The organism is Bradyrhizobium sp. UNPF46 (assembly GCF_006658625.1).
GTDB classification, from domain to species: domain Bacteria; phylum Pseudomonadota; class Alphaproteobacteria; order Rhizobiales; family Xanthobacteraceae; genus Bradyrhizobium; species Bradyrhizobium nitroreducens.
This window is the reverse complement of the sequence record NZ_LFJB01000001.1, coordinates 94381-111206: the sequence shown is the minus strand read 5'-3', so window position 1 is coordinate 111206 and position 16826 is coordinate 94381. Positions and strand designations below refer to the sequence as shown.

At 65.1% G+C, this 16826-nt stretch carries 12 protein-coding genes; 6 read left to right on the top strand and 6 right to left on the bottom strand.

What is annotated here, in order from left to right; translation table 11 throughout:
• Nucleotides 1–235 precede the first annotated feature (235 nt).
• Together UNPF46_RS00515 and UNPF46_RS00510 are read right to left on the bottom strand one after the other, a co-directional pair.
• A complete protein-coding gene (locus UNPF46_RS00515; RefSeq protein WP_142248670.1) occupies nucleotides 236–1663 on the bottom strand; it encodes a serine hydrolase domain-containing protein in 1428 nt (475 codons plus the stop codon).
• A 145-nt stretch (nucleotides 1664–1808) separates the two neighbouring features.
• Nucleotides 1809–2870, bottom strand: a complete 1062-nt coding sequence (locus UNPF46_RS00510) for an AraC family transcriptional regulator (RefSeq protein ID WP_142248669.1) — start codon at nucleotides 2868–2870, stop codon at nucleotides 1809–1811.
• Nucleotides 2871–3057: 187 nt separating this feature from the next.
• Here UNPF46_RS00510 and UNPF46_RS00505 point away from each other — a divergent pair, with 187 nt between their 5' ends.
• From UNPF46_RS00505 to UNPF46_RS00495, 3 genes are all read left to right on the top strand, one after another.
• Nucleotides 3058–3975: a pirin family protein gene (locus UNPF46_RS00505; RefSeq protein WP_100178571.1), complete on the top strand. Its 918-nt coding sequence runs from the start codon at nucleotides 3058–3060 to the stop codon at nucleotides 3973–3975.
• Between the two features lie 72 nt (nucleotides 3976–4047).
• Nucleotides 4048–4962, top strand: a complete 915-nt coding sequence (locus tag UNPF46_RS00500) for a phosphoribosylaminoimidazolesuccinocarboxamide synthase (RefSeq protein ID WP_100178572.1) — start codon at nucleotides 4048–4050, stop codon at nucleotides 4960–4962.
• A 252-nt stretch (nucleotides 4963–5214) separates the two neighbouring features.
• Nucleotides 5215–7431 carry an SLC26A/SulP transporter family protein gene (locus UNPF46_RS00495; protein ID WP_142248668.1) on the top strand — a complete coding sequence of 739 codons (2217 nt, stop codon included), beginning with the start codon at nucleotides 5215–5217 and terminating at the stop codon, nucleotides 7429–7431.
• Between the two features lie 60 nt (nucleotides 7432–7491).
• Here UNPF46_RS00495 and UNPF46_RS00490 read toward each other — a convergent pair whose 3' ends face one another.
• From UNPF46_RS00490 to UNPF46_RS00480, 3 genes are all read right to left on the bottom strand, one after another.
• A complete protein-coding gene (locus UNPF46_RS00490) occupies nucleotides 7492–8577 on the bottom strand; it encodes an SbmA/BacA-like family transporter (protein WP_100178574.1) in 1086 nt (361 codons plus the stop codon).
• A 105-nt stretch (nucleotides 8578–8682) separates the two neighbouring features.
• Nucleotides 8683–10176 (bottom strand): NAD-dependent succinate-semialdehyde dehydrogenase, encoded by a 1494-nt coding sequence (locus UNPF46_RS00485; RefSeq protein WP_142248667.1) that lies wholly within the window; start codon nucleotides 10174–10176, stop codon nucleotides 8683–8685.
• A 108-nt stretch (nucleotides 10177–10284) separates the two neighbouring features.
• Nucleotides 10285–10605 (bottom strand): hypothetical protein, encoded by a 321-nt coding sequence (locus UNPF46_RS00480; RefSeq protein WP_100178576.1) that lies wholly within the window; start codon nucleotides 10603–10605, stop codon nucleotides 10285–10287.
• 344 nt (nucleotides 10606–10949) lie between these two features.
• Between UNPF46_RS00480 and UNPF46_RS00475 the strand changes: the two genes are divergently transcribed.
• Nucleotides 10950–12143 (top strand): serine hydrolase domain-containing protein, encoded by a 1194-nt coding sequence (locus tag UNPF46_RS00475; protein ID WP_142248666.1) that lies wholly within the window; start codon nucleotides 10950–10952, stop codon nucleotides 12141–12143.
• Nucleotides 12144–12293: 150 nt separating this feature from the next.
• On the top strand, nucleotides 12294–13988 hold the full coding sequence (locus tag UNPF46_RS00470) for an AMP-binding protein (protein WP_142248665.1): 1695 nt from the start codon (nucleotides 12294–12296) through the stop codon (nucleotides 13986–13988).
• 112 nt (nucleotides 13989–14100) lie between these two features.
• Here the strand turns inward: UNPF46_RS00470 and UNPF46_RS00465 are convergent, their stop codons facing one another.
• On the bottom strand, nucleotides 14101–15102 hold the full coding sequence (locus UNPF46_RS00465) for an adenosine kinase (protein ID WP_142248664.1): 1002 nt from the start codon (nucleotides 15100–15102) through the stop codon (nucleotides 14101–14103).
• Nucleotides 15103–15228: 126 nt separating this feature from the next.
• Here UNPF46_RS00465 and murJ point away from each other — a divergent pair, with 126 nt between their 5' ends.
• The gene (murJ, locus tag UNPF46_RS00460) at nucleotides 15229–16761 is read left to right on the top strand and encodes a murein biosynthesis integral membrane protein MurJ (protein WP_142248663.1); all 1533 of its coding nucleotides are present in this window, start codon (nucleotides 15229–15231) and stop codon (nucleotides 16759–16761) included.
• Nucleotides 16762–16826: the final 65 nt, after the last annotated feature.

The window sequence follows — 16826 nt, the reverse complement described above, 5'->3', positions numbered from 1 at the left end:
AGAAGGTCAAACGAGCAGGCTGGGAAGATGAATTCCTTCTCAGCCTTATCGGTCACATGCGATAGCCCTGCCTGGAGGGGGAGGGTCGGCTCGCGATCGAGCAAAGCGAGATTGCGAGACGGGGTGGGGTGACGGTCTCGCCGCAACGAACAGTGCGCGCGTGGAGAGATCACCCCACCCCGCTCGCGCTACGCGCGATCGACCCTCCCCCTCCAGGGGAGGGTAAGAAAAGACCTCAATTCACTCCCGCCAGCTTCCCCTTCTCGCGCGTCGCGGCCACCACATCCCGCACGAGGTCGAACACGCCATCCGCCTGCGGCGGTGCGTTCGGGGAGCGGCCGAGGCGCACGATCACGAGCTTCTCCGACGGGATCACGATGGTGTACTGCCCGATCGTGCCCTTGGCGAAGAAGGCATCGCGCGGCCAGCCGTGCTCGACGCGAAACTTCGCGCCAAAACTGTCGCCCTGGTTGGTCCAGAAGCCGGCACCGATGCCGACCCACGCATTCGGCGTGGCCGTCGCCGAATAGTTCACCCAGCCTTCCGGCAGGATGCGTTTGCCGCCGACAACGCCGTCATTGAGATAGAGCTGGCCGAAGCGCGCCCAGTCGCGCGCGGATGCGAGCATCTCGCTGGAACCTTCGATCGTACCCGAGCCATCGAGCTGTAGCGTGACATGGCGCATGCCGAGCGGCGCGAACAATTCGCGGCGCGCGAAGCGCAGCGCGCCTTCCGGGGTGCCGCCGGCCGCATCGCGGATCAAATGCGAGAGGATGAGAATGTTGCCGTCGTGATAATTCCACGCGGTGCCGGGCGCGGTCTCGAGCGGAATCGTCTCGGCATAGGCCGCCATGTCGGGCTCGACGAACTTCATCCGGTTGACCGGCTCGAAGGCGGAGCCGAGCGAGGCTTCCAGGGAGCTGCCGAGCGCAAGGCCGGCGGTGTGGCGCAGAAGCTGATCGACGGTGATCGCATGGCGCGGATCGTCGGGATCTCTCCAGGCGGCAACCGGCGCTGGTCCGTCGAGCTTGAGCTTGCCCTGGCGCACGAGGATTCCGGTGAGAGCCGAGATCACCGATTTCGTCATGGAGAAGCCGAGCAGTGGTGTCTCGGGTCCGATGCCGTCGGCGTAGCGCTCGGCGATGATGCGGCCGGCCTTCATCACGACAATCGCGCGGGTACGGCGGTAAGGCGGTTGCGCCGGCTCGGTGAAGGCGCGATCGAGCGCGGCGGCCAGTTCGGGGCTTTGCGGCGGCACGAGTGAGGAGCCGGCGATCTCGGGCAGCGACGCCGGCTGTTTTTCGTCAGGCGGCACCGTCACGTCGGCGATCCCCGCTTCATGCTCGAGCGTGCAGCCAAGGCCCTCACGATAAACGGCATGGCTACGGCCGATGCCGAACAGCGTCACCGTGACATCCTTGCGCGTGCGATCGACCCGGGTGTCCATCGCCCAGGTGATCAGGCCGGTGCCGGGCATGGCGTCGGTGGTCTCGGTGAAGTTGCGCCTTGGATCGAGGCCGGAGACGAACGTCTCCGAGCACAGGATGTCGGCGACGAAGCCGGTGGCGACCTTAGGCATGTCGCGGGCTCTGGCCGCGCCGAGCACGAGGCCTGCAGCGGCGATGGTGGTGGTGAGGAGGACGATCTTGCGGCGGCGGGTCACGGGCTTTCTCCGGCACAGGGGGCGTGTGCCACGAGGAAGCCGGAGCAGGCTGAGGAGCGCTCGCCGGATTTGGAAAATGGCCTGGTGGAAGTCGGAGGACGCTGGTCGATTCTGGAATATTGCAGCGATTACAGCGACTTAAATTCTAGGCTGCGTTCACCTTCAGCCGTCGATATTCCGTCGGCGTCACACCGGTCACTGCCTTGAAGGCGCGGTTGAACGGGCCGAGAGACTGGAAGCCTGCATCCATGGCGATGGTGATGACGGGGACTTCGGCCTGGGCGGGATCGGCGAGCGCGGCCTTGGCTTCCTCGATGCGATGGTTGTTCAGGAACACATTGAAGTTGCGGTAGCCCAGGCGCTGATTGATCAGCCGGCGCAGCCGGTACTCGGGAATTTTCAGGCGCCCGGCGAGCGCGCCGATGGTGATGTTCTCCTGGCGATAGATCCGCTCGTCCGCCATCAGCCGCATCAGCGCGTCGATGAGCTTCTGATCGGCGGCGTCATCGGCCGCGGGCTGACTGAAAAGGTCAGGCGGTGCGGGCTCCGCCACGGCCGGAAACAGATCCGCCCCGTCAACCCGCATCATCGCATAGACGATCGCCGCGACGGTGCAGGCAAGCACGCCGGCATTGATGGTTTCGGCGATATCGCCGACATGGTGGCCGGCGAAGGCGATCTGGAGCACCGCGTTCAGCCCGCCATAGAGCGCGATTGCGCAGACGATGAAGACGCGAACACGGCGGCGGCGCTCGACCAGGTCGGCCGGCCAGGATGCGATCATCTGCCCGACCGCAAGCGCGATGAAGCCGAGCACAATCAGATTGACCATCGTCACCGAGAACCGCACATGGCCGCCGGGTGCAATCCAGACGCACCCTGCGAAGCTGAAGGCCGTCACCAGCGCCCAGACCCATCCGTGCCACCAGCGAAGGCGAAACTCGTCGTCGAACAGGGAGCGTGTGAACAGCCAGAACACCACGATGGTGCCGGTCGACAACGCGATCAGCGGCGCATGCCAGAGCGGAACCCGCGACGTGACGTCCACCGAATAGCTCAGCGCATGCGCGGCCGAGCCCAGCGCGAAAGCCGCGCCGAGGCGAGCCGCGAGCACCTTGCGGAAGTCGGAGAGCAATGACGCCGCCAGCATCAGCAGCAACGCAACGCTGGCGGCGCGAAAGGCGAGGTCGAGGTTGGCAAGGGTCATCGGATGGGCGGACGGTCGCGGTTGGAACCCGCCGAACATCGTTCGTCGCGCCCGTTTTTTCAAGGACCATCGGTATGCAACGGCGAGAGCAACACCCACGGCCCGCGCTATCGGCCCGGTCCTTTGTCGCGACGGCACTGCAAAATCCTGCTACGCTTGCACTCAACAAAGTCAAAAGGAGTCCACCATGAGCTGGCAGCCCTCGAACGATCCCGTGCTCGGCGATCCCATGTCCTGCGATGCGCTCGATCTCGTCATCGTGCCGCGCACGCGCGATCTCGGCGACGGGTTCGCGGTGCGGCGCGCGCTGCCGCACGGCAAGCGGCAGATGGTCGGGCCCTTCATCTTCTTCGACCATTTCGGGCCGGTGCAGTTCGTCTCCGGCAAGGGAATGGACGTGCGGCCGCATCCGCATATCGGGCTTGCCACGGTCACCTATCTGTTCGACGGCGCGATCATGCATCGCGACAGCGAGGGCAATGTCCAGGAGATCGCGCCCGGCGCGATGAACCTGATGACGGCCGGACGCGGCATCGCGCATTCCGAGCGCACGCCGGATGCGCAGCGCAGCTCGGGGCAGAAGATGCTGGGCCTGCAGAGCTGGATCGCGCTGCCGGCGGGATCGGAGGAAATCGCCCCGTCGTTCCAGCATTACGCGGCGGGCGACCTGCCGATGATCTCCGAACGCGACTTCACCGCGCGGGTGATCGCGGGATCCTCGTTCGGCATCGCCTCGCCCGTATCGATGGTGTCACCCTGGTTCTACACCGAGGTGACGGCCACGGCAGGCGCGAGCGTGCCGCTCGACCCTGATCATGAGGAGCGGGCGATCTACATCGTTGACGGCGAGGTCGAGATCGCGAACGAGCGCTACGAGGCGCCGCGGCTGCTGATCTTCCGGCCCGGCGACCGCATCACCGTGAGGGCGCTCCAGGCGACCCGGATGATGTTTCTCGGCGGCGATGCGCTGGAGGGCCCGCGCCATGTCTGGTGGAATTTCGTCTCCTCCAGCAAGGAGCGGATCGAGCAGGCCAAGCAGGACTGGAAAACCGGCCGTTTCGCGGCAGTTCCGCAGGAACATGAGTTCATTCCGCTGCCGGAATAGGCTAATCCGATTGCCGGTCGCGCCATCAGGCGCGGCGGGATCTCCTGCGCGAACGCCCTGAAAGCTCTGACGATGACCACCATGCTATCCAGCGACCTGCCCCTGACCAAGATCGGGCGCGGCAAGGTGCGCGATATCTACGCCGTCGACGATGACCGCCTGCTGCTGCTCACCACCGACCGCATCAGCGCGTTCGACGTCGTGATGGGCGAGACCATCCCCATGAAGGGCGCGGTCCTCACGCAGATCAGCGCATTCTGGTTCAATGAGCTCGAAGGCGTGGTGCCGCATCACATGATCAGCGCCGACACCGACGAGATCATCGCCGCCGTGCCGGCGCTTGAAGCGCACCGCGCCGAGATTCTCGGCCGCGCCATGCTGTGCAAACGCACCACCGTATTCCCGATCGAATGCGTGATCCGGGGCTATCTCTCGGGCTCGGCGTGGAAGGAATACGCGGCCAGCGGCACGCTCGCGGGCGAGAAGCTGAAGGCCGGTCTCGTCGAAAGCGAGAAGCTGGAGCCCGCGATCTTCAGCCCGGCGACCAAGGCCGAGACCGGGCATGACGAGAACATCACGATCGCGAAGATGCGCGAAGTGGTCGGCGACGAGACGGCCTATACGCTCGAGAGCATGACGCGCGCGATCTACACGCTCGGCGAGGAGCTGGCGCGCGAGCAGGGCATCATCATCGCCGACACCAAGTTCGAGTTCGGCCGCGACAAGGACGGCCGCATCATCCTGATCGACGAGGTGATGACGCCGGATTCCTCGCGCTTCTGGGCCGTCGATAGCTACAAGCCCGGCCAGCCGCAGGCGAGCTTCGACAAGCAGCCCTTGCGCGACTATCTCGACGTCGAGCGCCGCGCCGGCCGCTGGAACGGCGACGCCCCGCCGCCGCCGCTGCCGGCCAGCGTGGTGGAGGCGACGAGCAAGCGGTATCTAGAGGCGTATCGGCGGGTGACGGGCAGGGAGCTCAAGATCTAGGCTGGGCTGCTGCGTCGAACTCCGCTGTCGTCCCTGCCTAGTGCGCACTAGGCAGGGACGACAGCGGTGGGTGTTGCACGAGCGTCGACTTCTTCATCAACCACGGTTGATCATTCACACGTCGTGAACGGGGATTCGCACCGAACCGCCACATGAAACTGTCGGATGTTTCATAGCTACAAGAATCCTGTTGCGCTAAGTCCGTAGTCGTCTACGTCTCAGACGAGATGTTTCAGGAGCGAGCGCAACGGCGTGACCGATCCAGCAATTGTTTTCAGTCCGGCCCCTCGTTTCAATCCAGCTCTTAAACGTGCGCTGAATGATATAATGGGCGGCAGCGCCGCCAGCATCCTGACCGTCACGTTCGGGCTGTCCTATTCACTGCTGATCTTTGCCGGCCCGCTGTCGCCCTATCTGTCCTACGGCATCACCGCGACATTCGTCAGCTCCGCGGTGCTTGCCATCGTCGTCGCGCTGTGCAGCTCGCTGCCTTTTGCCGTGGCGGCTCCCGACAGCTCGACGGCGGCGGTGACGGGCATTCTGGTGGCTTCGCTGGTCGAGCGCATCGAGGCCACCAGCCCGTCCGTGCCGCTGCTCTCGCCGGTCCTGATCACGCTCGGCCTGTCGACGGTGCTGACGGGGCTGGTGCTGTGCGGATTGGGGCTGACGCGGCTGGGGCGCGCCATCCGTTACGTGCCCTATCCCGTGGTCGGCGGTTTCCTCGGCGCCACCGGGCTCCTCATCGCGCTCGGTGCCATCAGGGTGATCACCAACCACCCCCTGCAGCTCGCGACGCTGCCTCACTTCGCCAATGCCACCACGCTGCTGGAGCTGGGCGCCGCCTGCGCGATGGCGCTGGTGCTGTATCTCACCTGGCACCGCTCGCGCAGCCCGTTCGGGCTGCCGATCATCCTGGTCGGCGGCGTGCTCACCGCGCATCTGGCGTTCTGGATCACCGGCGTGTCGTTCGACAGCGCGCGCACCCTGGGCTGGACGTTCCAGCCGCCGCCGCAGGCGGTGTTCATGTTGCCCTGGCACACCGAGGATTTCGCCCGCTATCCCTGGTTCGTCGTGCCCGACCTGATCGGCAACGTCGTCGCCGTCATCTTCGTCACGGCATGCTGCACGCTGTTCAACACCACCGGCATCGAGGTCGCCGTGCACCGCGAAGCCAATCTGGAGCGCGAACTGAACGTCACCGGCATCGCCAACATCCTGAGCGGGTTGCTCGGCGGCTACCCCGGCTGCAGCTCGATCAGCCGCTCGATCCTGAACTACAGCAGCGGCGGGCGCGGCCGCCTGTCCGGCCTTACCGTGGCGGCGCTGTCGCTGGTGATGCTCGCGGTCGCACCGGAACTGCTCGGCTTCATCCCGAAATTCGTGATCGGCGGCCTGCTGCTCTATCTCGGCGCCGACCAGCTGCACAGATGGATCATCGAGTCACGCAAGCGGCTGTCGAAGCTCGAATATCTCTCGCTGATCGCCATCATCGCGATCATCGTGACCTGGGGATTCGTGCCGGGCATCCTGATCGGCGTGATCATCGGCTGCGCGACCTTCGCGTTCAGCGCCGCGCGTGTCGAATCGATCAAGTACAGTTTCGACGGCTCGGAGTACCGATCCTCGCTCGATCGCTCGCGGGACGACCAGGAAGTGCTGCTGGCGCATGGCGGCAGTATCCAGGGACTTAACCTGCAAAGCTATCTGTTCTTCGGCTCCGCCAACCGGCTCTACCAGCATGTCAAGCAGCTGCTGCAGGAGCGCCCGGAGTGCCGCTATCTGCTGTTCGACTTCAAGCTCGTCACCGGTGTCGACTCGTCGGCCGCCTACAGTTTCGCCCAGATCAAACGCAGCGCACACGACCTCGGCGTCGAGCTGATCCTGGTGCATCTGTCCGCCGCGGCCGAGAAGGTGTTGCGCTCCAGCGACTTCGTCGGCGAAGGCGTCACCATCATCCCCGAGCTCGATCGTGCGCTGGAATGGTGCGAGAACGAGATCATCTCCCTGCATCAGGGCCTGGTGCAGGAAGAGGCCAGCCTGCATGACTGGTTCGCGCGGATTCTCGACAGTGAGGATGATGCTGACAGGCTGATTCACCGCTGCCAGCGCATCGAGGTCGAGGCCGGCGAGATCATCGTCCAGGCCGGCGACCCCGCCGATTCCATGCACTTCATCCTCGAGGGACGCGTCGGCATCATGGTCCCCGCAGATGAAGACCGCACCACGCGCGTGCGCAGCCTCGGCCGCTACACCACGATCGGCGAGATGGGCCTGGTGTCGAATACCCCGCGCAGCGCGACGATCCAGGCGGAGGTCGAGAGCGTGCTCTACGTGCTCAACACGCACCAGTTTGACGAGATCAGGGAGGAAGATCCCGCGCTCAGCCACAAGCTGCTGACCTATTTCGTGTCGGTGATGGCGGAGCGGCTGACCTTCGCGAACCGGACGATTGCGGTGCTGAGGAGGTAGCTGGCGGGGAGCCCGCGACGCAACCCAATTTTGTGTCGGGACAGTAGAGGTGGATCGACCTCAAGCCTCGATCATCCGCTGCTCGTCCAAGGCAAGCAGGAGCTCGGCAACCCGGTTGGCGGACGCCGTCCATTCCGCGAGCTTGGCGTAATTGTCCGTGAACCAGTTGAAGGCGGTCTGGACAACGACGAATGCCGCCGAGGCCTGGACCACTTCGCCGAGAGTCATGGTGCTGTCGAGGTACTTGGGCAGGCAAAGCAGCAGGCCGACCACCGGCGTCACCAGGAGACCCGTATAGGTGACCAGCGTCATCCGCATCAATTGCCAGCAGTAGATTCGCCAGATGGCGATCACCGCTTTCAGAGCGGCGCCCACGGCGTGGCGATCGTTGATGACGGCGTCCTGCACCACCTTGCCCTCGCGGGTCTCGCGCACATGCGTTCCGATCGCCCGCAGCTCGGCTTCCATGCGCTTGTTTTCCTCGATGACCCGGGTCAGACGGCCGGCTGTCAGCCAGATGCCGATCAACAGCAACGCGGAATAGGCGATCACGGCGAGGACGAGGTACCCGGGAATCGCAAATGCGATGCCGTCGAAATGGACCGTGAGGCTGCCCCCAACCGACCATAGCACCCCGACGAAGGTTGCAATGGTGAGCACCGACTGCAGCAGGCCGTTGACCAGATCGACCGGGAGATCCGTCGCGACCCTGGCATCCTCGGCGATGCGATACTCCGGCGCCTCGTGATGTCCCTCGATGGCGTTGCGCCCCGGACCACGATCATCCACCAGCCAGTCGCTATAGAGGCGATGGCTCAACCACTCGCGCCAGGAGCGCTGCAGGGTCATCCGCGCCCACACCGAGAACACGACCAGGGCGATGCTCGACGCGGCCAGCGGCAGAAACCGGAGCGCCAGGGACAGCAGCTCCGCCTGATCCTTCCGGCCGATGGCGTTGAAGAAGTCCCGATTCCAGAAGTTCAGGCCATATTGCGTCAGGAGCTGCAGCACCACGTCGATGATCAAGGCGATCACCAGCAGCCAGGCCATCCACGCCGACGGTCCGCGCCAGTATCCCGAGGCACTTTGCCAGAAGCGGCCAAGGAGCCGCATCTCACCCGGAATGAAGGACGTCCTCGTCAGCATGAGCGAGCCGCAACCCTGCGCGCGCGCCACCCCTATGATGCCGCGCGCGTCAGGTTAGGCGGTCTTGCCCGAGGCCTCTTGACCTGCGTCAAGCAATGCTCGGGGCTACACCCCCGCCATCATCACGTATTTGATCTCGACATATTCTTCCATGCCGTGACGGGAGCCTTCACGGCCGAGGCCGCTTTCCTTGACGCCGCCGAAGGGCGCGACTTCGGTGGTGATGAGGCCGGTGTTGACGCCGACCATGCCCGACTCCAGCGCCTCGGCGACGCGCCAGACGCGGCCGAGATCGCGGGAATAGAAGTAGGAAGCAAGACCGAACGGCGAGGCGTTGCACATGGCGATGACATCCGCTTCGTCCTTGAAGCGGATCACCGGCGCGAGCGGGCCAAAAGTTTCCTCCTGCGACACCAGCGAGTCCGGCTTGACGTCGGCGAGCACGGTCGGCTCGAAGAACGAACGTCCGAGCTCGCTGCGCTTGCCGCCGGTCACGACCTTGGCACCGCGCTTGACGGCGTCTGCAATGTGGCGCTCGACCTTGTCGATCGCCTTCATGTTGATCAAAGGCCCCTGCGTGACACCGCTCTCGGTGCCGTCGCCGATCTTCATCGCCGCGACCTTGGCCGACAGCTTCTTCACGAACTCGTCGTAGATCTTGTCCTGGGCGTAGAGGCGGTTGGCGCAGACGCAGGTCTGGCCCATGTTGCGATATTTCGAGACGATGGCGCCTTCGACCGCGGCATCGATGTCGGCGTCATCAAACACCACGAAGGGTGCGTTGCCGCCGAGTTCGAGGCCGAGCCGCTTCACGCCGACGGAAGCCTGCTGGTAGAGGATCTTGCCGACCGCCGTCGAGCCGGTGAAGCCGACGAAACGCACCGCCGGATGCTCGCACAACACCTTGCCGATCGGCGGCGCGTCACCCGTGATGATGTTGAGCACGCCCTTGGGGATGCCGGCCTTCTCGGCGAGCACGGCCAGTGCCAGCGCCGACAGCGGCGTCTCGTTGGCGGGCTTCAGCACCACCGTGCAGCCGGCCGCGAGCGCCGGCGAGACTTTTCGCGTGATCATCGAGTTCGGGAAGTTCCACGGCGTGATCGCGCCACAGACGCCGATCGGCTGCTTGATCGCGAGCAGGCGAGCATCGGGCCGCTGGGTGGGAATGGTTTCGCCATAGACGCGCCGCGCTTCCTCGGCGAAGAACTCGATATAGGCGGCGCCGATATCGACCTCGCCGAGCGCCTCGGTGAGTGGCTTGCCCTGCTCGGAGGTGAGGATCAGCGCGAGGTCCTCGCGGTTGGCGACGATCAACTCGAACCATTTGCGCAGGATGTTGGAGCGCTGCTTGGCGGTGTGTTTGGCCCAGCCCGGGAAGGCGCGCTCGGCGGCTTCGACGGCCTTGGTCGTCTCGGCGGCACCGAGCTGCGGAACCTTGGCGAGCTCAACGCCGGTGGCGGGATTGTTGACGGCGAAAACCGGCGTGCCGACCCATGCGCCGTCGATGTAGCAGGCCTCCTTCAGGAGCGAAGGGTCCTTCAGCCGGTCGCGCAGGGTTGCGGTGGCTTGCGGGGCGCGTGCGGCGGCGGTCGGTGTCATGGCGTTACTCCCTGGGGGCGATCGGATCGGCCCGCAATATAGGGGCAGGCGGTGCCCAATGCACCGCCCCGCAACGCACATCTGATGGGAGCTTAGGAGAGAGCGGCCTTAGGCCGCGCCGCTCATATAGGTTTCGCGCCGGCCGATCATGCGCTCGGCCGCCGCCTTGGCGTCGGCCTTCGAGGAGGTCGCGCACGTCCGGTATTCGAGATCGGGCACGTCGGAGGCGTTGCGACGTCCGAACCACGACTTCGAACCAACCGGCAACAGCGCCAGGGATTGCGCCAGATTGTCGACTGCCCCGAAGGAATAGAGCGCGCCGGTGCCGGCGATACGCACCTCGTAGATGCCGGGCGAAATCGGCGCCTCCAGGTTCTCGCCCCGTCCGGGACGGGGATAGCGCTTCCATTCGCTCCAGGTCGAAATCATCTGAGTCCCCTCGCGGCCACTCAGGGCCGCCAAATTTGTATCAAGTCTTAACGTCGGCCGCCGATTGGGCCGAGTGCTGAACGCCGCAACGCACAAAATGTTTCAAGTGCTTCAAACACGTGAAACATACCGCCAGAGCCCATCCACGGTCACGGCGAGATGCGGCCATCCACCGCAGATTGCGATGGAGTGTTGCCGTTCGGCCCACTTGTCGTCCTGCGTGGGGCACGGACCGTCAAGTCACGACATCGCGACCGTTGCGGGCATCTGGACGCGCTTGCCGCGCGGGGCGTGCGGTAGGACAATCGATTACTGCCAACAATAATCAAACCCGAGGAAACGCCATGCAAAGCAAAGCCCAGATCGATGAGATTCTGCGTCAGAAGAGCGAGGCCAAGGAGATTCCGGGCGTCGTCGCCATCGCCGCGAGCGGTAATGACGTGCTGTATCAGGGCGCGTTCGGCAAGCGCGACCTGTCCAAGCCCGATGCGATGACGGCTGACAGCGTGTTCTGGATCGCCTCGATGACGAAGGCGGTGACATCGGCGGGCGCGATGCAGCTGGTCGAGCAGGGCAAGCTGTCGCTGGATGCGCCGATCGGCGAGGTGTTGCCCGATCTCGCCAATCCGCAGGTGCTCGAAGGCTTCGACGCCAAGGGCGAAGCCAAGCTGCGGCCGGCCAAGCGGCCGATCACGCTGCGCCAGCTCATGACCCACACCGCCGGCTTCTGCTACAATATGTGGAACGGCGATCTCGCGGTTTATCTCGACAAGAACGGCATTCCCGCCATCACCACCTGCCAGAACGCGGCGCTGAAGACGCCCGTCATGACCGATCCCGGCACCCGCTGGGAATACGGCACCAATATCGATTTCGTCGGCAAGGCGGTGGAAGCCGTCAGCGGCAAACGGCTGGACGCCTATCTGCGCGACAATCTGTTCAACCCGCTCGGCATGAGCGACACCGCGTTCAAGATCACCGACAGCATGCGCAAGCGCCTCGTCGGCATGCATGCGCGCGGCGAGGACGGCCAGCTCGCAGCGATCCCGTTCGAGCTCGAGCAGGAGCCGGAGTTCCACATGGGCGGCGGCGGCCTCTATTCGACGGCGGCCGACTACATCAAGTTCACCCAGATGATCCTCAACAAGGGCCGCGGCAACGGCAACCAGGTGCTGAAGGCCGACACGATCGCCATGATGAGCCAGAACCAGATGGGCGATCTCAACATGACCAAGATGACGACGGCGGCGCCGATGTACACCAACGACGTCGATCTCTATCCGGAGCAGGTGAAGAAATGGGGCCTCAGCTTCATGATCAACACCGCCAAGACCGCGGAAGGACGCAGCGCCGGCAGCCTCGCCTGGGCTGGCCTCGCCAACACCTATTACTGGATCGACCCGGCGCGCGACGTCACCGGCGTGATCCTGATGCAGCTGTTGCCGTTCGCGGACGCGAAATGCCTGGAAGCCTTCGCGGGATTCGAGCGCGGGGTCTATGCCGGGCTCGATGCAGGGAGTGGGCAGAAGGCGGCGTGAGACGCGCTGCTCTCTCCACACGTCATGGCCGGGCTTGTCCCGGCCATCCACGCCTTACCTTGCGGCACGAAGACGTGGATGCCCGGGACAAGCCCGGGCATGACGAGGGGGTAAGACCGCGGCGACCATCCATGACAAGAGGATTTCGATTTGGCTGACAAAGCGGACAGCTACGTTTGCGGCATCTCGGACACGCCGCTGCTCGGCGACACCATCGGTCGCAGCCTCGACCAGGCGGTGCGGCGCTGGGGTAACCGCGAGGCGCTGGTCTCGCCTAGCCACGGCGTCAGATGGACCTGGAAAGAATTCGCCGAGCGGGTCGACGCGCTTGCCACAGGCTTTCTCGCGCTCGGGCTCGAACGCGGGGAGCGGATCGGCATCTGGTCGCTGAACCGGCCGGAATGGACGCTGACCCAGTTCGCCGCCGCCAAGGCCGGCCTGATCCTGGTGACGATCAACCCCGCCTACCGGCTCAGCGAGCTCGAATTCGCGCTGAAGAAGGTCGGCTGCGCGGCGATCGTCACCGCAACTGCGTTCAAGACCAGCAATTACATGGAGATGCTCAACACGCTGCTGCCGGAGCTGGCCGGCGCCAGGCCCGGACAGTTACAGGCGGCGCGGTTGCCGGCTTTGCGGATGGTGATCCAGATCGGCGGCCCGGCGGCCTCAGGCACCATCCCTTTCGAGGACGTCGCACGCATGGGCGGAGCGGAGCATCGCGAGCAGCTTGCCGCGCTCGGCGCCGCGCTTCAGTTCGACGACCCCGTCAACATCCAGTTCACCAGCGGCACCACGGGATCGCCGAAAGGCGTCACCCTGACGCACCACAACATCCTCAACAACGGCTATTTCACCGGGCGCGCGATGCGCCTCTCCGAACAGGACCGCATCTGCATCCCGGTGCCGCTCTATCATTGCTTCGGCATGGTGATGGGCAACCTCGCCTCGGTCACGCTCGGCACCACCATGGTCTATCCCGGCGAGGGCTTTGATCCGCTCGCGACGCTGCGTGCGGTCGAGCAGGAGAAATGCACGGCGCTCTATGGCGTGCCGACCATGTTCATCGCCGAACTCGACCACCCCGAGTTCAAGAATTTCAATTTGAAATCGCTGCGCACCGGCATCATGGCGGGCGCGCCCTGCCCGATCGAGGTGATGAAGCGCGTCAACACCGAGATGAACATGCGCGAGGTCACCATCGCCTACGGCATGACCGAGACCAGCCCGGTCAGCTTCCAGAGCGCGACCGACGATCCGCTCGAGCGGCGCGTCTCCACCGTCGGCCGTATTCACCCGCATGTCGAGGTCAAGGTCGTCGATCTCGAGGGGCGGATCGTCAAGCGCGGCGAACGCGGTGAGCTCTGCACCCGCGGTTACAGCGTCATGCTGGGCTATTGGGAGGAGAACGAAAAGACGGCCGACGTGCTCGACGCCAATGGCTGGATGCACACCGGCGACCTCGCCACCATCGATGACGCAGGCTATTGCAACATCGTCGGCCGCATCAAGGACCTGGTGATCCGCGGCGGCGAGAACCTCTACCCGCGCGAGATCGAGGAGTTTCTGTACCGTCACCCCAAGATCCAGGACGTGCAGATTTTTGGCGTCGCGGATACCCGCTACGGTGAGGAGCTCTGCGCCTGGATCCGCGTCAGGCCGGGCGAGACGCTGACGGCCGAGGAGGTGCGCGCCTTCTGCGACGGCCAGATCGCCCACAACAAGATCCCGCGCTACGTCGAGTTCGTCGACGAGTTTCCGATGACCGTGACCGGAAAGATCCAGAAATTCGTGATGCGGGATGCGGTGGAGCAGCGCCTCGGGCTGAAGGCGGCGAAGACGGCGTGAGTCTTGCCGTCATTGCGAGTAGCGCTTGCGACGAAGCAATCCAGGCTCTCTCTGCGGAAACAGAACTGGAATGCTTCGCTTCGCTCGCAATGACGGGGGAGAGAGACGAGCCCTAAGCCGTCAGCCCGCGCTGGCCGGCCAGCTCCTTCAGCGACACCAGCGGGCGGGCGCCGATGTGCTGGATGATCTCGGCGGCCGCAAGCGCGCCGAGCTCGCCGCACTGCTTGTAGGCAAGATTGCGCGACAGGCCATACAGGAAGCCTGCGGCGAAGAGGTCGCCGGCGCCGGTGGTGTCGACCACCTTGTCGACCGGGAAGGCCGGCGCAGCGACGGCGTCTTCGGACGAGACCACCATGCAGCCCTTCTCGCTGCGGGTGACCACGCCGAGATTGACGTCGTTGCGCAGCTGCTTCAGCGCGGTGTCGAAATCCGAGGTCATGTAGAGCGAATGCAGCTCGGACTCGTTGGCGAAGACGATGTCGACGGTGCCGTTGCGCATGAGCCCCAGGAATTCGTCGCGATAGCGATCGACGCAGAACGAATCCGACAGCGTCAGCGCCACCCTGCGCTTGGCGTCATGGGCGATATTGGCCGCCTTGACGAAGGCGTCCTTGGCGTTCTTGGGGTCCCAGAGATAGCCTTCGAGATAGACGATGCCGGCAGAGGCGATCTCGGCCGGGTCGATATCGGCGGGCGACAGGTCCTGCGCCGCGCCGAGATAGGTGTTCATGGTGCGCTCGCCGTCATCGGTGACCAGGATGTAGGAGCATCCGGTGGCGGGACCGTCCTTGGCGGCAGGTGTGTTGAAGGCGACGCCGGCCGCGCGAATATCGTGGACGTAGAGCTTGCCGATCTGGTCGTCCTTGACCTTGCCGACATAGGCGGCGCGTGCCCCCAGGCTGCCGATGCCGACGATGGTGTTGGCGGCAGAGCCGCCCGAGACTTCCGTGGCCGGCCCCATGTCCTTGTAAATGGCCGCCGCCCGCGCCTCGTCGATCAGGGACATGCTGCCCTTGGTCATGCCGTGGCTGGCCAAAAAGGCCTCGTCGGTTCTGACCAGCACGTCGAACAGCGCGTTGCCGATGCCAAGAACGTCATATTTCACGTCAGCCATTCACCTTGATCCTGTTTGGCGGATTGCGGACCTTACGGAAATCCGCTTCCTGTCGGCCCGAAATCTAAGCTCGCGGCCTATCACGACCGGGCCTGCACGGGCAAGCAACGGTATTATAAAGAGCCGATGATCCGCTCCTTCCTGACCGTCTCGACGGGAACGCTGGCCTCGCGGCTGCTGGGCTTTGCCCGCGATTCCCTGATCGCAGCGCTGCTCGGCACCGGCGCCGTGGCGGATGCGTTTCTGGCGGCGTTTCAGCTCGTCAATGTGGTCCGGCGCCTGCTCAGCGAAGGGGCACTGAATGCGGCCCTGATCCCGGCCTGGCTGCGCGTCAGGGACCGTGCCGGCGATGCGGCCGCGGCGGCGTTCTCGGGGCGCGTGCTCGGCACGGTCAGTGTGGTCCTGATCGCGATCTCAATCCTGATCGCATTGTCGATGCCGCTGATCATCACGATCATCGCACCCGGATTCCTCGGCAGCCCCACGCTCGATCTCGCGGTGCAGAATGCGCGGCTGATGCTGCCTTATCTCGCCTTCGCCGGCCCCGTCACGGTGCTGATGGGACTTCTGAACGCGCAAGGGCGCTTTGCGCTCACGGCGTTCTCGCCGCTGCTGTTCAACATCGCGCTGATCGCTGCGATCGCGGCGCTCATCCTCGCGCATGCCGATGCGGCTTTCGCGGGGTGGATGCTGGCGGCCACCGTCGGCATCGCCGGGCTGCTGCAGCTCCTGATGTTGCTGTCGCAGCGGGGTGCGCGCCTCGCGACACCGCTGCGCGCCAGTTTCGATACGGAGATGCGCAGCTTCTTCGCCAAGGCGATTCCCGGCATGATCGCAAGCTCGGGGCCGCAATGGCTGATGGTGGCCGGCGCGATCATTGCATCCGCGACCCCGTCCGCCGTGTCCTGGCTCTATTTCGCCAACCGGCTGATCGAGCTGCCGCTCGGCATTGTCGGCGTCGCCATGGGCACGGTGCTGGTTCCGGAACTGACGCGCGCCGTCGCCAACTCCGACCGCGCAGCTGTGGCGCATGCGGAATCGCGCGCGCTGGAGCTTGCCGCCGGGCTGGCGCTGCCGGCCGCGCTCGGCCTGATCGTGCTGGCCGAGCCGATCGTGCGGCTGCTGTTCGAGCACGGCGCCTTTGGCGCCGTCGACAGCGTGGCGACTGCACAGGCGCTGACGTGGCTGGCGCTGGCCCTGCCGGCGCATGTGCTGATCAAGGCGCTGTCGCCGGCCTTCTATGCCCGCAGCGACACGATGACGCCGCTCCAGGCCACCGCCAAGGGTTTTGTCGTCGCGGTCGCTCTCGCTGTCCTGCTCGGCCATTTCTTTGGCGCCAGCGGGATCGCCGCGAGCATTGCGGCCGGTGCCTGGAGCAGCGCGCTCTCGCTGCTGCGGAAAGGCGCCAGCGAGTTCGGCTTCTCGGTCGACGCCGCTGCCCGCAGGCGGCTGCCGCGGATCATGCTCGCCGCAGCCGCCATGGGGGCCCTGCTCTGGCTGAGCGCGGATCTCATGCCCTCGGAGGTGCACGGCCTCATCCGCTTCATCGTGCTGGGCCTGCAGATCGGGACCGGAATCGCCGTCTATGGCCTGCTGCTGCAAATCCTCGGCGCGGCCTCGTGGCGCGAGGCGGCTGCCGCCTTGAAGCGGCCCGCTTGACGAATTGCCCTTGACGGAGCAGCGCCGCTGTTGGAAACGACGGCCGAATACCTATGGGAAGGCTG

Excerpts from the sequence above, each read along its gene's own strand:
- UNPF46_RS00510 (WP_142248669.1), bottom strand. The coding sequence starts at position 2,870 with ATGACCCTTGCCAACCTCGACCTCGCCTTTCGCGCCGCCAGCGTTGCG.
- UNPF46_RS00505 (WP_100178571.1), top strand. The coding sequence starts at position 3,058 with ATGAGCTGGCAGCCCTCGAACGATCCCGTGCTCGGCGATCCCATGTCC.
- UNPF46_RS00500 (WP_100178572.1), top strand. The coding sequence starts at position 4,048 with ATGACCACCATGCTATCCAGCGACCTGCCCCTGACCAAGATCGGGCGC.
- UNPF46_RS00490 (WP_100178574.1), bottom strand. The coding sequence starts at position 8,577 with ATGCTGACGAGGACGTCCTTCATTCCGGGTGAGATGCGGCTCCTTGGC.
- UNPF46_RS00485 (WP_142248667.1), bottom strand. The coding sequence starts at position 10,176 with ATGACACCGACCGCCGCCGCACGCGCCCCGCAAGCCACCGCAACCCTG.
- UNPF46_RS00480 (WP_100178576.1), bottom strand. The coding sequence starts at position 10,605 with ATGATTTCGACCTGGAGCGAATGGAAGCGCTATCCCCGTCCCGGACGG.
- UNPF46_RS00475 (WP_142248666.1), top strand. The coding sequence starts at position 10,950 with ATGCAAAGCAAAGCCCAGATCGATGAGATTCTGCGTCAGAAGAGCGAG.
- UNPF46_RS00465 (WP_142248664.1), bottom strand. The coding sequence starts at position 15,102 with ATGGCTGACGTGAAATATGACGTTCTTGGCATCGGCAACGCGCTGTTC.
- murJ (WP_142248663.1), top strand. The coding sequence starts at position 15,229 with ATGATCCGCTCCTTCCTGACCGTCTCGACGGGAACGCTGGCCTCGCGG.